General features: G+C 72.8%; 15 protein-coding genes. 12 read left to right on the top strand and 3 right to left on the bottom strand.

The features are described 5' to 3' along the window. Genes ACF08B_RS10665 through ACF08B_RS10650 form a run of 4 tightly spaced genes read left to right on the top strand, consistent with a single transcriptional unit; the run spans nucleotide 1 to nucleotide 3,966 of the window. Nucleotides 1–924 carry an ABC transporter permease gene (locus ACF08B_RS10665; protein ID WP_392317002.1) on the top strand — a complete coding sequence of 308 codons (924 nt, stop codon included), beginning with the start codon at nucleotides 1–3 and terminating at the stop codon, nucleotides 922–924. Continuing rightward, nucleotides 917–1,897, top strand: a complete 981-nt coding sequence (locus ACF08B_RS10660) for an ABC transporter permease (RefSeq protein ID WP_392317001.1) — start codon at nucleotides 917–919, stop codon at nucleotides 1,895–1,897. The genes ACF08B_RS10665 and ACF08B_RS10660 overlap by 8 nt, the downstream gene beginning before the upstream one ends. 7 nt (nucleotides 1,898–1,904) lie before the next feature. Further along, on the top strand, nucleotides 1,905–2,888 hold the full coding sequence (locus ACF08B_RS10655; RefSeq protein WP_392317000.1) for an ABC transporter ATP-binding protein: 984 nt from the start codon (nucleotides 1,905–1,907) through the stop codon (nucleotides 2,886–2,888). Continuing rightward, entirely contained in the window at nucleotides 2,872–3,966 is a 1,095-nt protein-coding gene (locus tag ACF08B_RS10650) for an ABC transporter ATP-binding protein (protein WP_093474984.1), read from the top strand. Before ACF08B_RS10655 ends, ACF08B_RS10650 begins: the two co-directional genes overlap by 17 nt. 110 nt (nucleotides 3,967–4,076) lie before the next feature. Here the strand turns inward: ACF08B_RS10650 and ACF08B_RS10645 are convergent, their stop codons facing one another. Then, a complete protein-coding gene (locus tag ACF08B_RS10645; RefSeq protein ID WP_392316999.1) occupies nucleotides 4,077–6,209 on the bottom strand; it encodes an alpha/beta fold hydrolase in 2,133 nt (710 codons plus the stop codon). A gap of 165 nt (nucleotides 6,210–6,374) precedes the next feature. Between ACF08B_RS10645 and ACF08B_RS10640 the strand changes: the two genes are divergently transcribed. From ACF08B_RS10640 to ACF08B_RS10605, 8 genes are all read left to right on the top strand, one after another. Continuing rightward, nucleotides 6,375–6,569, top strand: a complete 195-nt coding sequence (locus tag ACF08B_RS10640) for a hypothetical protein (RefSeq protein ID WP_031163587.1) — start codon at nucleotides 6,375–6,377, stop codon at nucleotides 6,567–6,569. Between the two features lie 35 nt (nucleotides 6,570–6,604). Then, nucleotides 6,605–7,459, top strand: coding sequence for an N-acetyl-1-D-myo-inositol-2-amino-2-deoxy-alpha-D-glucopyranoside deacetylase (gene mshB, locus ACF08B_RS10635; RefSeq protein ID WP_392316998.1), 855 nt, complete (start codon nucleotides 6,605–6,607; stop codon nucleotides 7,457–7,459). Further along, nucleotides 7,456–7,872 carry a DUF6113 family protein gene (locus ACF08B_RS10630; protein ID WP_392316997.1) on the top strand — a complete coding sequence of 139 codons (417 nt, stop codon included), beginning with the start codon at nucleotides 7,456–7,458 and terminating at the stop codon, nucleotides 7,870–7,872. Before mshB ends, ACF08B_RS10630 begins: the two co-directional genes overlap by 4 nt. 196 nt (nucleotides 7,873–8,068) lie before the next feature. Next, nucleotides 8,069–10,459, top strand: coding sequence for a hypothetical protein (locus ACF08B_RS10625; protein ID WP_392316996.1), 2,391 nt, complete (start codon nucleotides 8,069–8,071; stop codon nucleotides 10,457–10,459). A 138-nt stretch (nucleotides 10,460–10,597) separates the two neighbouring features. Continuing rightward, nucleotides 10,598–11,527 (top strand): ABC transporter ATP-binding protein, encoded by a 930-nt coding sequence (locus tag ACF08B_RS10620; protein ID WP_392316995.1) that lies wholly within the window; start codon nucleotides 10,598–10,600, stop codon nucleotides 11,525–11,527. Next, nucleotides 11,524–12,264: an ABC transporter permease gene (locus tag ACF08B_RS10615; protein ID WP_392316994.1), complete on the top strand. Its 741-nt coding sequence runs from the start codon at nucleotides 11,524–11,526 to the stop codon at nucleotides 12,262–12,264. The genes ACF08B_RS10620 and ACF08B_RS10615 overlap by 4 nt, the downstream gene beginning before the upstream one ends. 5 nt (nucleotides 12,265–12,269) lie before the next feature. Continuing rightward, entirely contained in the window at nucleotides 12,270–13,463 is a 1,194-nt protein-coding gene (locus ACF08B_RS10610) for a sensor histidine kinase (protein ID WP_392317285.1), read from the top strand. Further along, nucleotides 13,460–14,074 (top strand): response regulator transcription factor, encoded by a 615-nt coding sequence (locus ACF08B_RS10605; protein ID WP_093474974.1) that lies wholly within the window; start codon nucleotides 13,460–13,462, stop codon nucleotides 14,072–14,074. The genes ACF08B_RS10610 and ACF08B_RS10605 overlap by 4 nt, the downstream gene beginning before the upstream one ends. A 3-nt stretch (nucleotides 14,075–14,077) precedes the next feature. Here ACF08B_RS10605 and ACF08B_RS10600 read toward each other — a convergent pair whose 3' ends face one another. Continuing rightward, entirely contained in the window at nucleotides 14,078–14,944 is an 867-nt protein-coding gene (locus tag ACF08B_RS10600; protein ID WP_392316993.1) for a tetratricopeptide repeat protein, read from the bottom strand. 29 nt (nucleotides 14,945–14,973) lie between these two features. Beyond that, nucleotides 14,974–16,038 carry a GNAT family N-acetyltransferase gene (locus ACF08B_RS10595; RefSeq protein WP_392316992.1) on the bottom strand — a complete coding sequence of 355 codons (1,065 nt, stop codon included), beginning with the start codon at nucleotides 16,036–16,038 and terminating at the stop codon, nucleotides 14,974–14,976. Nucleotides 16,039–16,167 lie beyond the last annotated feature (129 nt).

Genomic DNA, 16,167 nt, shown 5'->3' with positions numbered 1-16,167 from the left:
ATGGGACGCTACGTCGCCAGGCGGCTGCTCCAGATGATCCCGGTGTTCATCGGGGCCACCCTGCTGATCTTCCTCATGGTGAACGTGATGGGCGACCCCATCGCCGGGCTGTGCGGTGAGCGCTCCTGCGACCCGGCGACGGCCGCCCAGCTGAAGAAGGAGTTCGGCCTCGACAAGCCGCTGTGGCAGCAGTACCTGACCTACATGGGGAACGTCTTCACCGGGGACTTCGGGACGGCGTTCAACGGCCAGCCGGTCACCGAGCTGATGGCCACGGCGTTCCCGGTCACCATCCGGCTCACGATCGTCGCGATCCTCTTCGAGATCGTCGTCGGCATCGCCCTCGGCGTGGTGACCGGACTGCGGCGCGGCCGGCCCGTCGACACCTCGGTCCTCGTCCTGACCCTCGTCGTCATCTCCGTCCCCACCTTCGTCACCGGCCTGCTGCTCCAGCTGCTGCTCGGCGTCGAGTGGGGCTGGATCAAGCCCTCCGTCTCGCCGGCGGCGAGCTTCGACGAGCTGATCGTGCCCGGCCTGGTCCTCGCCTCCGTCTCGCTCGCCTACGTCACCCGGCTCACCCGTACCTCCATCGCCGAGAACAAGCGGGCCGACTACGTCCGCACGGCGACCGCCAAGGGCCTGCCCCGCCACCGGGTCATCACCCGGCACCTGCTGCGCAACTCCCTGATCCCGGTGGTCACCTTCATCGGCTTCGACATCGGCGCGCTGATGGGCGGCGCGATCGTCACCGAGCGGATCTTCAACATCCACGGCGTCGGCTACCAGCTCTACCAGGGCATCCTGCGGCAGAACACCCAGACGGTCGTCGGCTTCGTGACCGTGCTCGTCCTGGTCTTCCTCGTCGCCAACCTGCTCGTCGACCTGCTCTACGCCGTACTCGACCCGAGGATCCGCTATGCCTGAGCAGCCGTACGAGCCCGAGGGCGCGATCGCGGGGACCGGTATGGGCGGCGCGATGGACCTCGGGGCGAGCGAGGCGGTCACGCTCGAAGGGGCGCCGGGAGGACGCGAGGGGACGGGAGCGCAGGGCAAGCCGCGCTCGCTGTGGTCCGACGCCTGGCGGGACCTGCGGCGCAACCCGGTCTTCATCCTCTCCGGCCTCGTCATCCTGTTCCTGGTCTTCATCTCCCTGTGGCCGTCGGCGATCGCCTCCGGCAGCCCGCTCCAGTGCGACCTCGCCAAGGCCCAGGACGGGCCGGGGCCGGGTGCCCCCTTCGGGTACGACGGCCAGGGCTGCAACGTCTACACGCGCACCGTGTACGGCGCCCGCACCTCGGTCACGGTCGGTGTGCTGGCCACGCTCGGCGTGGCCGTCCTCGGTTCGGTGCTCGGCGGACTCGCGGGCTACTTCACCGGGATCTGGGACTCGCTCCTGTCCCGCGTCACCGACGTCTTCTTCGCCATCCCGGTCGTCCTCGGTGGTCTCGTCCTCCTCTCCGTCGTGACCAGCAATACGGTCTGGCCGGTCATCGGGTTCATGGTGCTGCTCGGCTGGCCGCAGATCTCGCGCATCGCCCGCGGCTCGGTCATCACCGCCAAGCAGAACGACTACGTGCAGGCCGCCCGCGCCCTCGGCGCCTCGGACTCCCGGATCCTGCTCCGGCACATCGCCCCGAACGCCGTCGCGCCGGTGATCGTCGTGGCGACCATCGCCCTCGGCACCTACATCGCCCTGGAGGCGACCCTGTCCTACCTCGGCGTCGGCCTCAAGCCGCCCAGCGTCTCCTGGGGGATCGACATCTCCGCAGCGTCCCCGTACATCCGCAACGCCCCGCACGCCCTGCTGTGGCCCTCGGGGGCCCTGGCCGTCACCGTCCTGGCCTTCATCATGCTCGGCGACGCGGTCCGCGACGCCCTCGACCCGAAGCTGAGGTGATGGTGCCGTGCTGCTCGAAGTGTGCGATCTGCGGGTGGAGTTCCGTACCCGGGACGGCGTCGCGCACGCCGTCAACGGGGTGAGCTACGGCGTGGACGCGGGGGAGACGCTGGCGGTGCTCGGCGAGTCCGGCTCCGGCAAGTCGGTGACCGCGCAGGCGGTGATGGGGATCCTGGACATGCCGCCCGGGCGGATCACCGGCGGGCGGATCCTCTTCCAGGGGCAGGACCTGCTCACGCTCAAGGAGGAGGAGCGGCGCAGGATCCGCGGCGCGCAGATGGCGATGATCTTCCAGGACGCGCTCTCGGCCCTCAACCCGGTGCTCTCCGTGGGGGACCAGCTGGCGGAGATGTTCGTCGTGCACCGGGGGGCGTCGAAGAAGGACGCCCGGGCCAGGGCCGTCGAGCTGATGGACCGGGTGCGCATCCCGGCCGCCGCCCAGCGGGCGCGGGACTACCCCCACCAGTTCTCCGGCGGCATGCGTCAGCGCATCATGATCGCGATGGCGCTGGCCCTGGAGCCGGCGCTCGTCATCGCCGACGAGCCCACCACCGCCCTGGACGTCACCGTGCAGGCCCAGGTCATGGACCTGCTCGCGGAGTTGCAGCGCGAGTACCGCATGGGGCTCATCCTCATCACGCACGACCTCGGGGTGGTCGCGGACGTCGCCGACCGGATCGCGGTGATGTACGCGGGGAAGATCGTCGAGTCCGCGCCCGTGCACGACATCTACAAGGCCCCGGCCCACCCCTACACCCGAGGGCTGCTGGACTCCATCCCGCGCCTGGACCAGAAGGGGCAGGAGCTGTACGCCATCAAGGGACTCCCGCCGAACCTGACCCGCATCCCGCCGGGCTGCTCCTTCCACCCGCGCTGCCCGATGGCCCGGGACGTGTGCCGCACCGACGAGCCCGCGCTGTACGAGGTGTCCGAAGTGCGCGGCAGCGCCTGCCACTTCTGGAGGGAGTGCCTCGATGGCGCCGACCACTGAGCCGATCCTGGAGGTCGGCGGCCTCGTCAAGCACTACCCGCTGACCCGCGGCATCGTGTTCCGCAAGCACGTCGGAGCGGTGAAGGCGGTCGACGGCGTCGACTTCACCCTCGGCCGGGGCGAGACCCTCGGCATCGTCGGGGAGTCGGGCTGCGGCAAGTCCACGGTCGCGAAGCTGCTCTGCCATCTGGAGCGGCCGACGGCGGGCGTCATCCGGTTCAAGGGCGAGGACATCACCCGGCTGTCCGGCCGGGCTCTGAAGGCCGTGCGCCGCAACATCCAGATGGTCTTCCAGGACCCCTACACCTCGCTCAACCCCCGGATGACGGTGGGCGACATCGTGGGGGAGCCGTACGACATCCACCCCGAGGCGGCACCCAAGGGCGAGCGGCGTCGCAGGGTCCAGGAACTGCTGGACGTGGTCGGCCTCAACCCGGAGTACATCAACCGCTACCCGCACCAGTTCTCCGGCGGCCAGCGCCAGCGCATCGGCATCGCACGGGGACTGGCGCTGCGCCCCGAGGTCATCGTCGCCGACGAGCCGGTGTCCGCCCTGGACGTCTCGGTGCAGGCCCAGGTGGTCAACCTGCTCGACCGGCTCCAGGCGGAGTTCGACCTCTCCTACGTCTTCATCGCGCACGACCTGTCGATCGTCCGGCACATCTCGGACCGGGTCGGCGTCATGTACCTCGGCCGGATCGTGGAGATCGGCAGGGACGCCGAGATCTACGACCACCCCACCCATCCGTACACCCAGGCGCTGCTGTCGGCGGTACCGGTCCCCGACCCGGAGGCCCGGGAGCACCGCGAGCGGATCCTCCTCGCGGGCGACGTGCCCTCGCCGACGAACGTCCCCTCCGGCTGCCGTTTCCGCACCCGCTGCTGGAAGGCGCAGGAGCGGTGCGCGCGGGAGGTGCCGGCCCTCGCGGTGCCCGCCGTCTTCCGCGACACCGGGGGGCCCGCGGCGCACGACTCGGCCTGCCACTTCGCGGAGGAGAAGCGGGTGGTGCCGCCCGAGGAGGGGCCGCCGCGGCCGTCGGGCACCCCGGGCCGGGGGAACGGCGACGGGCCGGGATGACATGGTGCATCCCGGCCCGCCCACGGCACCCGCACGGCCGTACGCTGGACAGCCTTCCGTGTCCGTATATCGGTACCGCTTCCGTCAAGTTGCCTGCGTGTAAACGCGGTTCACCCGGGTGTGCCCGGCAGTGCCAGTGCGCGCCGCAGGAAGTCCACCTGGAGCAGCAGCAGGTTCTCGGCGACCGTCTCCTGCGGGGTCATGTGCGTCACCCCGGACAGCGGCAGGACCTCGTGCGGCCGGCCGGCCGCCAGCAGGGCCGAGGAGAGCCGCAGGGAGTGGGCGACGACCACGTTGTCGTCCGCCAGACCGTGGATGATCATCATCGGCCGGTGCGGCTCGGCGGGATCGACCAGGCCGGCGTCGTCGATCAGCGAGTTGCGGCGGTAGACCTCCGGCTGCTCTTCCGGGTGGCCCAGGTAGCGCTCCTGGTAGTGGGTGTCGTACAGCCGCAGGTCGGTGACGGGCGCGCCGACCACCGCCGCGTGGAAGACGTCGGGGCGGCGCAGCGCGGCGAGCGCGGCCAGGTAGCCGCCGAAGGACCAGCCCCGTACGGCCACCCGGTCCAGGTCGAGCGGGTACCGGTCGGCGAGGGCGTGCAAGGCGTCGACCTGGTCCTGCAGGACGGTGGCCGCGACCTCGTCCCGGATCGACTTCTCCCAGGCCGGTGAACGGCCCGGGGTGCCCCGGCCGTCGGCGACGATCACCGCGAAGCCCTGGTCGGCGAACCACTGCGAGGTCAGATGGGCGTTGTGGGCGGCGACGACCCGCTGGCCGTGCGGACCGCCGTAGGGGTCGAGGAGTACCGGCAGGGGAGTGTCTCCGTGGTAGTCCCGTGGCATAAGCACGGCGCACGGAATTCGGCGTGCGCCCCCCTCGGTGAGGGTCACCCGGGGGGACATACCGGGATCTTCGGCGTACGAGCGGACAGCGGCCGCCGGTTTTCCGTCACGCAGCACCTGGACACCGGTGCCCGGCCTGTCGAGGGTCGCGGACAGCAGCACGGTCACCTCCCCGGCCCGGACCGCCGTGTGGACACCGGGCTCCTGCGACACGCGCTCCACGCCCAGCTCGTTCACCCGGTACACGTGGATCTCGCCGGTCTCGGGGGTCTCCGCGTCCTCTCCCGCCGAGGCGGAAACGAGTACGTCGTGCGCACCCACGTCCAGTACCGCACGAATGTGCAACTGGCCGCTGGTCAACGGCCGTTCCCCGACCGCGAGACGGCGTGCGCCGCCCTCGTCCGCGATCCGGACGAGCTGCCCGGAGGGGCTCCAGCAGGGCACTCCAGGGAAAAGTTCCAGCCATGTTGGATCTTCGTCGGCGTGCACCATCCGGGTCGCACCGGTGTCCGGGTCCGCCGCCAGGAACAGCTGGCTGCGCTGGTCCCTCGCCTGCACCAGCAGCAGCGGCGCACCCGCCTCCGACCAGTGCACATGGGCCAGATACGGATAGCGGGACCGGTCCCACGCGACCTCCGTGCGCTCCCCGTCGAGGCCGAGCACGAAGAGGCGTACGTCGGCGTTCGGAGTGCCCGCCGCGGGGTACCTGACGTGGTTCGGCTCACTTCCGGGGTTGGCCGGGTCCGCGATCCACCACTGCCGCACCGGCGTGTCGTCCACCCGCGCGACGAGCAGCCGATGCCCGTCGGGACCCCACCAGAAGCCCCGCGAACGCCCCATCTCCTCGGCCGCGACGAACTCCGCGAGGCCGTAGGTGACGTGCTCCGACTCCGGCTCGGCGAGCACCCGGTCGCCCTCGCCCTCCGCGCCCACCACCCGCAGCGCACCCCGCGCGACATACGCGATGTGCCGGCCGTCGGGGGCCGGACGCGGGTCGATCACCGGCCCCGGAACCCGGAGTTCACGTGCCGTTCCGGCCCGCAGCTCGGCCGTGAAAAGCCGCCCTGACAAGGCGAAAGACGCCAACTCCACGGTGGCGTCGGTGGCGTAGCCGACGATGCCGGCGCCGCCCTCACGGCTGCGCTCCCGGCGCGCCCGCTCCTGGGCTGAGAGCTCTTCCGAGGCGCCGGCGAGCAGGGCGCCCGGGTCGGCGGCGAGGCGCTCACCGCCCTCCGGCAGGTCCAGCACCCACAGGGAGTTGGCCCGGTCCGTGCCGGAGCCGGAACGCAGGAACGCGACACGTGAACCGTCGGGCGCCACGGTGAACGCACGCGGCGCGCCGAGCGTGAACCGCTGGGTCCGGGCGTGCCGACGGGGGAAGGAGTCAGGCTCGGTCGTCATACCCCGACCATATTGGCCATGCGCCCCCTTGTGCGGCCGTGCGCCGAGCGATGCGCGAGCACGGATAGTTATGATCACTACCGCTGTGTGGGTATGAACCTGCTGGCGTCCGCATGGATTTGCTCGACTGTTCCGGATCTGGCGATCTATTGGAGGTGAGCCGCCGTGGCACTCTCGATTTCGGCGGTGGTGCTGCTGGCGATCATCGTCTTCCTGCTGATCAAGAAGTCGGGACTGAAGGGCGGGCACGCGGTCATCTGCGTCCTGCTCGGCTTCTATCTCGCCTCCTCGACGGTCGCGCCGACGATCAGCGAGCTGACGACGAACGTCGCCAGCATGATCGGCAGCATCAAGTTCTGACGGGCGCCGTCGCGGCGACCTCGTAGGGTGGTCCCATGACGGAACTGCCAGCCCGGCGTCTGCTGCTGGTGCACGCGCACCCGGACGACGAGTCGATCAACAACGGCGCGACCATGGCCCGGTACGCGGCCGAGGGTGCCCATGTGACGCTGGTCACCTGCACCCTCGGCGAGCGCGGCGAGGTCATCCCGCCGGAGCTGCGGCATCTGACGGGCCCGGCACTGGGCGCGCACCGGCGCGGCGAGCTGGCCGCCGCCCTGCGCGCGCTGGGCGTCGAGGACGGCCGGCTGCTCGGCGGGGCCGGGCGGTACGGCGACTCCGGGATGATGGGCATCCCCGACAACGAGGACCCCGGCTGCTTCTGGCAGGCCGGCGTGGACGAGGCCGCCGGGCGGCTCGCCGAGGTGATCCTGGAGGTCCGCCCCCAGGTCGTCGTCACCTACGACGACCACGGCGGCTACGGCCACCCCGACCACATCCAGGCCCACCGCGTCGCCATGCGCGCCGTCGACCTGGCGGCCGAGCGCGGCCACCGCGTCGACCGGGTCTACTGGAACCGCGTCCCGCGGTCCGTCGCCGAGGCCGCCTTCAGCCGCCTCCAGGACGAGTTGTCCGCACTGCCGTTCGACAAGAGCGCGTCCGTGGACGACGTGCCGGGTGTGGTGGACGACGAGCGGATCACCACCACGATCGACGGCGCCGCCCACGCCTCCGCCAAGGCCGCCGCGATGCGTGCCCACGCCACCCAGATCGAGGTGGCGGAGCCGTACTTCGCGCTCTCCAACGAACTCGCCCAGCCGCTGTTCACCACCGAGTACTACGAGTTGGTGCGCGGTCCGGCGCAGGGCGCGGGGACCGACCTGTTCGGCGGCCTCGAGGAGGCGTCATGAGCAAGGACGCACCGGGCTCGCTGCTCACCCAGCCCCTGCGAGCGCCCTCCGCCGGACGGGCCGTCGCCTACGTCGGCCTGTTCCTGCTGGGCGCGGTCGTCGCGTTCGCCGGAACCCTGGTCCAGGGCGGCTGGTTCCCGGGCGGCCTGCTGCTCGCCCTCGCGGGCGCGGCCGGCGCCTTCCTCGGCGGGTCCTACGCCACCGGCGGACGGGGCGGGGCGGTGGCGCCCGCGGCGGGCTGGATCGTCGCCGTCATCCTGCTCACCACCGCCCGTCCCGAAGGCGACTTCTTCTTCGGCGCGGGAGCCGGTTCCTATCTCTTCCTGCTCGGTGGCATGGCCGTCGCTGTGATCTGTGCCACCCTTGGTGCCGGACGGCAACCCGGCGGCGGCTCCGCCCGACTTGGCAAGTGACGTACCACTTCGCCGTACGGCGCGCGTGCGAGTCCGGTGTGGGTTTCCTCGGCGGTCATGGGATAAGCGCCAGAAGCGGCCAGTATGGTGGTGCGCGCCGCCGAGCCTCCCCCAAGCTCTCGACCTGGCGCGAGTCGGGGGGACCTCAGAGCAGTGAGGTCGAAACGGGCGGTGGAGCCAACTGGGAGAACCTGCCTTGAGTCGTGAAACTGACACTCCGTCCCCCGGGCCCAACGGGCACGGTGGAGCCGCATACCCCTCCGGCACGCCGCCGTACGGGACCCCCATGGCTTCCGACGCCGGTACGGACACGGGTCGTTCCGGCGCGCGGTCGGAGGAGAAGAAGACCGAGACGACGCTGACGACGCGGATCCGGATCAACATCCCCGGTTCGCGGCCCATCCCGCCGGTCGTCGTACGCAAGCCCGTCGGGGACACCGACGGCGCCGTGGAGGAAGCACCCGCCGCCGAGCCGCGGCCCGCGGCCGAGCGGCCGGCACCCCGCGCCGCCGAGGCCCCCGCCGAGCCCGCGTCCCCGGCCCCGGCCGGGGGCGAGGAGAAGACCAGCGACTGGTTCGCGCCCCGCAAGTCCTCCGCCGGCAAGGCCGGTCCGGCCGGCGGCGGCACGAACGGGGCCGGGACGCCCGGCGGTTCCGCCGCCGCGCCCGCGGCCCCGGTGGCCCCCGGCGCGCCGGGGGCCCGTCCGGGTGGTCCCGGAGCGTCCGGCGCGGCCGGTACCACCGGCGCGCGCCCGAGCGGCGGCCGTCCCGGCGGTGTCGTCGGCTCCATGAGCGTGCCGGGCGCCCCGCGTCCCGGAGCCACGAACGGCAAGGGCCTGCCCGGCGCCACCGGCGGTCCGGTCGCCCCGGGACACGGCGGTGGCACCGGTTCCTTCGACGTGACCGAGGCACTGGCCGCGGGCTCCCGCGGCGGCGGTCCCCGCCCCGGTGCGAGCGGCGCCGGCGAACCGCGCCGCGACGACCTGCCGTACTTCGCGGAGAACGGCGGCGACGCCCTCGACGGCACCGGCACCCACGGCCAGGACGGCTTCGGCGGTGCCGGGGCGAACGGCGGCAACGGGCACGGAGGTCCCGGCGGTCCCAGCGGCTACAGCGGACCGGGCGGCCCCGGCGGCCACGGCGGCCCGCAGGGCCCGGCCGGCCCCACCGGCGGCCCGGTCACCGGGGACGGCACCCTTCTGCCGCCGCCGGTCGGCCCCTTCGGCATGGAGCGGGGCGAGCCCTTCGACGGCCCCGCCGGTCCGCCCGGCACGGGCGGCTACGGCGGTCCCGGCGGGCGGAACACCCCGCCGGCGCGCAGTGCCCTCGCCGACATCGCCGACCTCAGCGGTCCCGGCGCTCCGGGCGCCGGCCCCGCCGGCCGCGGTCCCGGCGGCGGACTGAGCGACGACACCGCGATCCTCACCCCGCAGAAGCCGGCCCCCGAACCGACCGGCCCCGGCTACCGCGCGCCGGTCGCCGACAACGTCTCCGGCCACACCGTCACCAGCGGCATCCCGGTCGTCCCCGGCCCCGGCACCCCGCCGTTCGGCTCCGCCGCGCACACCGACGGCCCGGCCTCGCGCACGCCGTCCGCGCCGGCGCCGGCCGCCCCCAAGGCGACGCCGAAGCCGAAGAAGAAGGGCCGCAGCAAGCTGGTGCTGCTCGGCGCCGTCGTGGTGGTCCTCGCGGGCGGCGCCTACGGCGCCGGACTGCTGATGAACCGCACGGACGTGCCCAAGGGCACCACCGTGCTCGGCGTCGACATCGGCGGCGGCACCCGCGACGACGCGGTCAAGAAGCTCGACGACGCGTTCGGCAGCCGGGTGAACAAGCCGCTGAAGCTCGCCGTCGGCGGCCGGACGGTCACCCTCACGCCGGAGAACGCCGGTCTGCAGTTCGACTACCAGGCCACGGTGAGCGAGGCCGCGAAGAGCGACTACAACCCCGTCAACGTCGTCGGCTCCCTGTTCGGGCAGAAGCGCGTGGTCGAGCCGGTCATGCCGGTGGACGAGGAGAAGCTGCAGGCCGCCCTCCAGCAGGCCGGCGGCGGTTCGGGCGCGGGTTCGGTCACCGACGGCACCGTCAGGTTCCAGTCCGGCAAGGCCGTGGCCGTCTACGGCAAGGCGGGCAAGGCCGTCGACGCGGCCCGGTCCGGGCCGGCGGTCGAACGGGCCTACCGCACGCTGGTGGAGACGGGCACGCCCACCCCGGTCACCGTGCCGACGACCACCCGGCAGCCGACGGTCTCGAACGCCGAGGTCGACCGGATGATGAAGGACTTCGCGAACCCGGCGATGTCCGGCAAGGTGACCGTGCAGACGGACGCGGCGCACTCGGTCCCGCTGAGCCCCGAGAACTCGCTGTGGAAGTTCCTCAGGGTGACGGCCGTCAACGGCAAGCTGGTCGACAAGCCCGATCTGAAGGCCCTTCAGCAGCTGTACGGCCAGACCTTCGACGGGGTCCTGATCGCCCGCGGCAACGGCAAGAAGACGCCCGTGACACCGAACGACGTCTACCTCGCCCTGCGCCAGGCACTCACCAGCAGGACGAACCGGGTCGCGGTCATCGAGACCGACCCGAACTAGCCCGCCGCACAAGGGGGGCGTCCACGGGGCGCCCCCCTTTGCCGCGTCCCGTCACCCGGCCGGCATGACATCTGTCATCCGGTGGTCAGGACCGCCGACACTGCCGGGCCCCGGGGCCGTTCGGCCAGCATGGACGGCATGACGACGACAGCGGCACCGGCCACGACCACCCCGGTGGTCGGGTTCGACCAGGTGACCAAGACATACGGCAGCGTCCGGGCCGTCGACGGGCTCTCGCTCCGGCTGAACCCCGGCGAGACCGTCGCGCTCCTCGGCCCGAACGGGGCCGGCAAGTCCACCACCCTCGACCTGCTCCTCGGGCTCAAGCAGCCCGACTCCGGGACGGTGAGCGTGTTCGGCACCAGCCCGCGCGAGGCGATCGTCGCCGGCCGGGTCGGCGCCATGCTGCAGAGCGGCGGACTGATGGACGAGGTCACCGTCGCCGAGATGGTGAAGCTGGCCTGCTCCCTCCACCCGCGGCCGTACCCGGTGTCCGACGTGCTCGCCCGGGCCGGCGTCACCCAGATCGCCGACCGCAAGGTCGACAAGCTCTCCGGCGGCCAGGCGCAGCGCGTCCGCTTCGCCCTCGCCACCGCGGGGGACAGCGACCTGATCCTCCTGGACGAGCCGACCACCGGCATGGACGTCTCCGCCCGCCAGGCCTTCTGGGCCACCATGCGCGAGCAGGCCGACCAGGGCCGTACGGTCCTCTTCGCCACCCACTACCTCGAAGAGGCCGACGCCATCGCCGACCGGGTCCTGGTGCTGCACCGCGGCCGGCTCCTCGCCGACGGCACGGCCGCCGAGATCAAGGCCACGGCGGGCGCCCGGCGGATCGCCTTCGACCTGGAGGGCGCACCCGACGAGGCGGCCCTGCGCGCCCTGCCCTTCCTCACCTCGATCGACGTGTCCGGTCAGACCGTGCGCATCCAGTCCTCCGACGCCGACGCCACCGTCCACGCCCTGTACGGCCTCGGTGTCTACCCCCGCAACCTCGAAGTCGCCGGCCTCGGTCTGGAGCAGGCCTTCGTCGCCATCACGGAGGCCGAGGAGGCCAAGCAGTCATGAACGCGCTCATCAAGCTGGAACTCACCCGCGCCCTGCGCAACAAGAAGTTCCTGTTCTTCTCGGTGCTCTACCCCTCGTTCCTGTTCCTGATCTTCGCCAGCAGCGCCGGCTCCGAGGACAGGATCGACGGCACGGGCCTGACCGTCGCCACCTACCTGATGGTCTCCATGGCCTCCTTCGGCGCCCTGACCGCCGTCCTCATGGGCAACAGCGAGCGCATCGCCAAGGAGCGCGAGAACGGCTGGGTACGGCAGCTGCGGCTGACCCCGCTGCCCGGACGCGGCTACGTCCTCGCCAAGATCGCCAGCGCCGCCGTGGTGAGCCTGCCGTCGGTCGTCGTGGTCTTCCTCGCCGCCGCCGCGATCAAGCACGTCCACCTGGACGCCTGGCAGTGGCTCGCCCTCACCGGGGTGATCTGGGCCGGCAGCCTGGTCTTCGCCGCGCTCGGCGTGGCCATCGGGTACCTGGCCTCCGGGGACGCGGTCCGGCCGATCACGATGATCATCTACTTCGGTCTGTCCATCCTCGGCGGTCTGTGGATGCCGTCCACCACCTTCCCGCGGATCCTCCAGGACATCGCGAAGTGGCTGCCCACGCACGCGTACGCTGCACTGGGGCGGTCGATCGAACAGAGCCAGGCCCCGAGCGTGACGGACGTCGCGATCCTCGCCGTCTACTTCGTCCTCTTCGCGGGCGGCGCGGCCTGGCTGTACCGGAAGGACACGCTGAAGGCGTGAGCACCATGACGGAAGACCCGCGGACCTGTGAGAGCCGGCCGGACCCCCAGGTGCGGATCGGCCAGGGGCCCCGCAACCGCCGCGAGCTGATGGTCAAGCTGCTGTGGATCGGCGTCTGGCTGATCTTCCTCGGCAACCCCGTCCAGGACCTGGCGGGCGGCCACCACACGACGGGCGCCACCGTGGCCGGCGCGGCCGGCCTCACCCTCTTCGTCGCCACCTACCTGTCGCTGGTCTTCCGCAACATGGGCCGGCCCTTCGCACCGAGGACCGTCGTCTCCCTGCTCGCGGTCCTCGCCGTCCTCGCCCCCGCGCTGGCCGCCTCCCTCGGCACCTCCTGGCTCGGGCTGTTCGTCTACGTCTCGGTCGCCTGCGGCGCGACCCTGCCGGTGCGGGCCGCCTACTGGGCGATCCCGGCGACGGCCGCGCTCAGTTACCTGACCGGGCTGCGCTGGGGCGTGCGGGAGGTGGACGTCGAACTGCTCCTCGTGCTGCTCATCGGCTTCGCGATGGTCGGCGTCGGGCAACTGGTCCGCACCACCGTGGAGTTGCGCAAGGCCCGGGCGACCGTCGCGCAGCTGGCCGCCAACGAGGAGCGGCTGCGGCTCGCCCGCGACCTGCACGACCTGCTCGGCCACTCGCTGTCGCTGATCACGCTGAAGAGCGAACTGGCCGGCCGTATGCTGCCCGACCATCCCGACAAGGCCGCCCAGCAGGTCGCGGACATCGAACAGGTCAGCCGCCAGGCCCTGGTGGACGTCCGGGAGGCCGTCACCGGCTACCGGCGCCCCCGCCTCGCCGCCGAACTCGCCGGCGCCCACGTCGCCCTGACCGCGGCCGGCGTCACCGCCGAGGTGCCCGCCGAACCGGAGACGGCCGGTGTCCCCGAGGAGACCGAGTCCGCGCTCGCCTGGTCGCTGCGCGAGGCGGTCACCAACGTGGTCCGGCACAGCGGCGCCGACCGCTGCCTGATCCGGCTCGCGCACCGCCAGACCCTGGACGGCCCGGTCCTCGAACTCGTCGTCGAGGACAACGGATCCGGGGGCGCGGGCGGGGGCCCCGGCAACGGCCTGACCGGACTGACGGAGCGTCTGGAGAAGGCCGGCGGCACCCTGGAGGCGGGCCGGGTCAGGCACGGGTTCCGGCTGGTCGCCCGCGTGCCCACGCCCCCTTCGGGGGACGTAGGATCCGGGGCATGACGAGCACGATCAAGGTCCTGCTGGCCGAGGACCAGTCGATGGTCCGCGAGGCGCTGGCCGCCCTGCTCGGGCTGGAGGACGACATCGAGGTCGTCGCCCAGGTCGCGCGCGGGGACGAGGTGCTCGCGGCCGTCGCCGCGCACGACGTGGACGTGGCGCTGCTCGACATCGAGATGCCCGGCTGCACCGGCATCGAGGCGGCGGCCCGGGTGCACCGCGAGCACCCGGCGGTCAAGCTCGTCGTCCTCACCACGTTCGGCCGGCCCGGCTACCTGCGCACCGCCATGGAGGCGGGCGCCGACGCCTTCCTCGTGAAGGACGCCCCGGCCGCCCAGCTCGCCGAGGCGATCCGCAAGGTGCTGTCCGGCGAGCGGGTCATCGACCCCACGCTCGCCGCGGCCGCGCTCGCCGAGGGCGCCAACCCGCTCACCGAACGCGAACGCGAGGTGCTCCGTGCGGCGGCCGACGGCGCCACCAACGCGGAACTGGCGGGCATCCTGCACCTCTCCCAGGGCACGGTCCGCAACTACCTCTCCACCGCCATCCAGAAACTGGCGGTGCGCAACCGGGCTGAGGCGGTGCGGACGGCACGGGAGAAGGGCTGGCTGTGAGGCTCAGTTGAGCATCGCCCGGGCGGTGTGCGCCTGCTGCCGCACCTTGCGGGCGGCCGGTTCGTCGACGACCTCGATCAGCTCGGCATAGGTGTCCAGCTCCTCGGCGCCCGCGGTGAACTCGCCGCGCTGCACCAGGAGCTGCCCGCGTTCGTAGCGCAGCCGGGCCGGATGGGAGGGGATCAGCAGGGCCAGCTCCACGGCCCGCAGCGCCACGTCGGACCGCTCGGGCCGGGCCGCCGCCCACGCCCGGATGTTGTTCAGGATGCGCTGGACGACCTCCAGGGGCGCCGCCGGCTCCAGCATCGAGGCGTCCAGCGGCGCACCGGTGGCTCCGGCGACGAGCAGCTCGGCGTCGGTCCCGGTCAGCAGCCGCCCCCCGTCGAACGGGTCGGCCAGCACCTGCTCCTCCGCCGGGCCGAAGCCCACCACGAAGTGCCCCGGCAGCGCGACGCCGTACACCGGGGCCCCCGCGCGGCGGGCGACCTCCATCCACACCACCGACAGCAGGATCGGCAGCCCGCGCCGCCGCCGCAGCACCTCGTGCAGCAGCGAGGACTCCAGCCGCTGGTAGTCGGCCGGGGTCCCGTGGAAGCCGTGCTCCGTGCCGAGCAGCCGCCGTACGGCCTCCGCCCACGCGCGAGGCCCGCCCGGGCGGTACGGCAGCGCGCCCGCCAGCCGGTCCAGCTCCAGCTGTGCCTCGTCCATGCCCCTCTCGTCCAGCGAGCCGTCCGCCTCCGCGCCGATCAGCAGGCACAGCCCCGACAGGTCCGGCCGCTCCGAACGGGCCTCCTCGGCGAACCGCTGCCGCAGCTCGGCGGACCGCTCCGGCGGGGGCGGGTACGGGGGCGGCAGATACGGGTGACCCATGACTGGCTCTTGCCCTTCCACGGCGCTTCCTACGACCGTCCGGGACCGGACGCCGTGTCCCCCCGCGGGCCGTCCTGCGCCGACTCGGGAGCGTCACGCCCGCCGGGCGCCCGGTAGTGGTGGTAGGCGTGGTGCTTGGCGAAGCCCAGGGCGGCGTAGAGCGCCCGGGCGCCGTCGTTGTCCGTCTCGACCTGGAGCCAGCCCGCCGACGCTCCCTCGTCCAGCGCGCGCCGCGCCAGCGCGGCCATCACCTCGGTGGCAAGCCCCTCCCGCCACCGGCCGGGATCCACCTCGACCGCCGCGAACCCGGCCCACCGGCCGTCCACGACGCACCGCCCGATCGCCGCCGGCGCCTCGCCCGCGGCGCCGGGCACCGTCGCGAACCACACCGACGGCCCGCCGCCGAGCACCCGCAGAGCCACCTCGCTCACCCCTTTGCGCCGGTACCGGGCGAGCCACGCCTCGTCCGCCTCCCGGGACAGGACCACACCCGCGCCCTCGGCCCGGTCCGCGACCGGCGCCAGCGCACCGGTCCACAGCTCGGCGGTCACCTCCCGCTCCCAGCCGCGCCGCTCCAGCTCCGCGCACAGCAGCTCCTGCGTGCCCTCGGCTCCGGTGGCGGTCTGCACGTAGGCGGGCAGGCCACGCTCGCCGTACCAGCGTCGTACGGCCTCCAGGGCCGCGTCGAGCGGAAGCCCGGGATCACCGAGCGGCAGCACGCTGTTGGCCCGTCGGGTGAATCCGGCCGCCGCTCTCAGCTCCCACTCGCCGAGCCGCTCGCTCTCCACCGGCCGCCAGGCGCGGGAGGCGACGTGCGCCAGCTCGGTGTAGGTGGCGGCGGGCCCGCGGCGCCGCGCCGGGGCGGCCGGCACGACCTTGCCCGCGACCAGCGTCGATTCCGGGATCCGGACGCTTTTCCCGTCCCGGCGTGTGATCATGAGCACGCCATCATCCCATGATGTGAGAACACCGACCGTGTCGGTGAACTTCTCCTGTGCCGAGCCGTGTTCGTATCGGCACCGAACCGACACCCGTTTTCCCACGTCATCGGGGGTGATGCGGACTTCCAGACGTCCTGCCGCCGAGATTTCCACTGGTCAGTTCACCCCTCCTGTTCGGATCATGCTCCGGAACGGAGATACTAGGGGCGGGCATCGACGACGCCGCGCTCCCGCGCGCCAGGCGGCGGAGCCTGAGGAGGCCCGCCAGCGCCCTATCGAGGA

The organism is Streptomyces sp. NPDC015139 (genome assembly GCF_043079785.1).
In the GTDB taxonomy this organism is placed as follows: Bacteria; Actinomycetota; Actinomycetes; order Streptomycetales; family Streptomycetaceae; genus Streptomyces; species Streptomyces albidocamelliae.
Note: the sequence above shows the minus strand (reverse complement) of the source record. Positions and strands in the feature narration are given on the sequence as shown.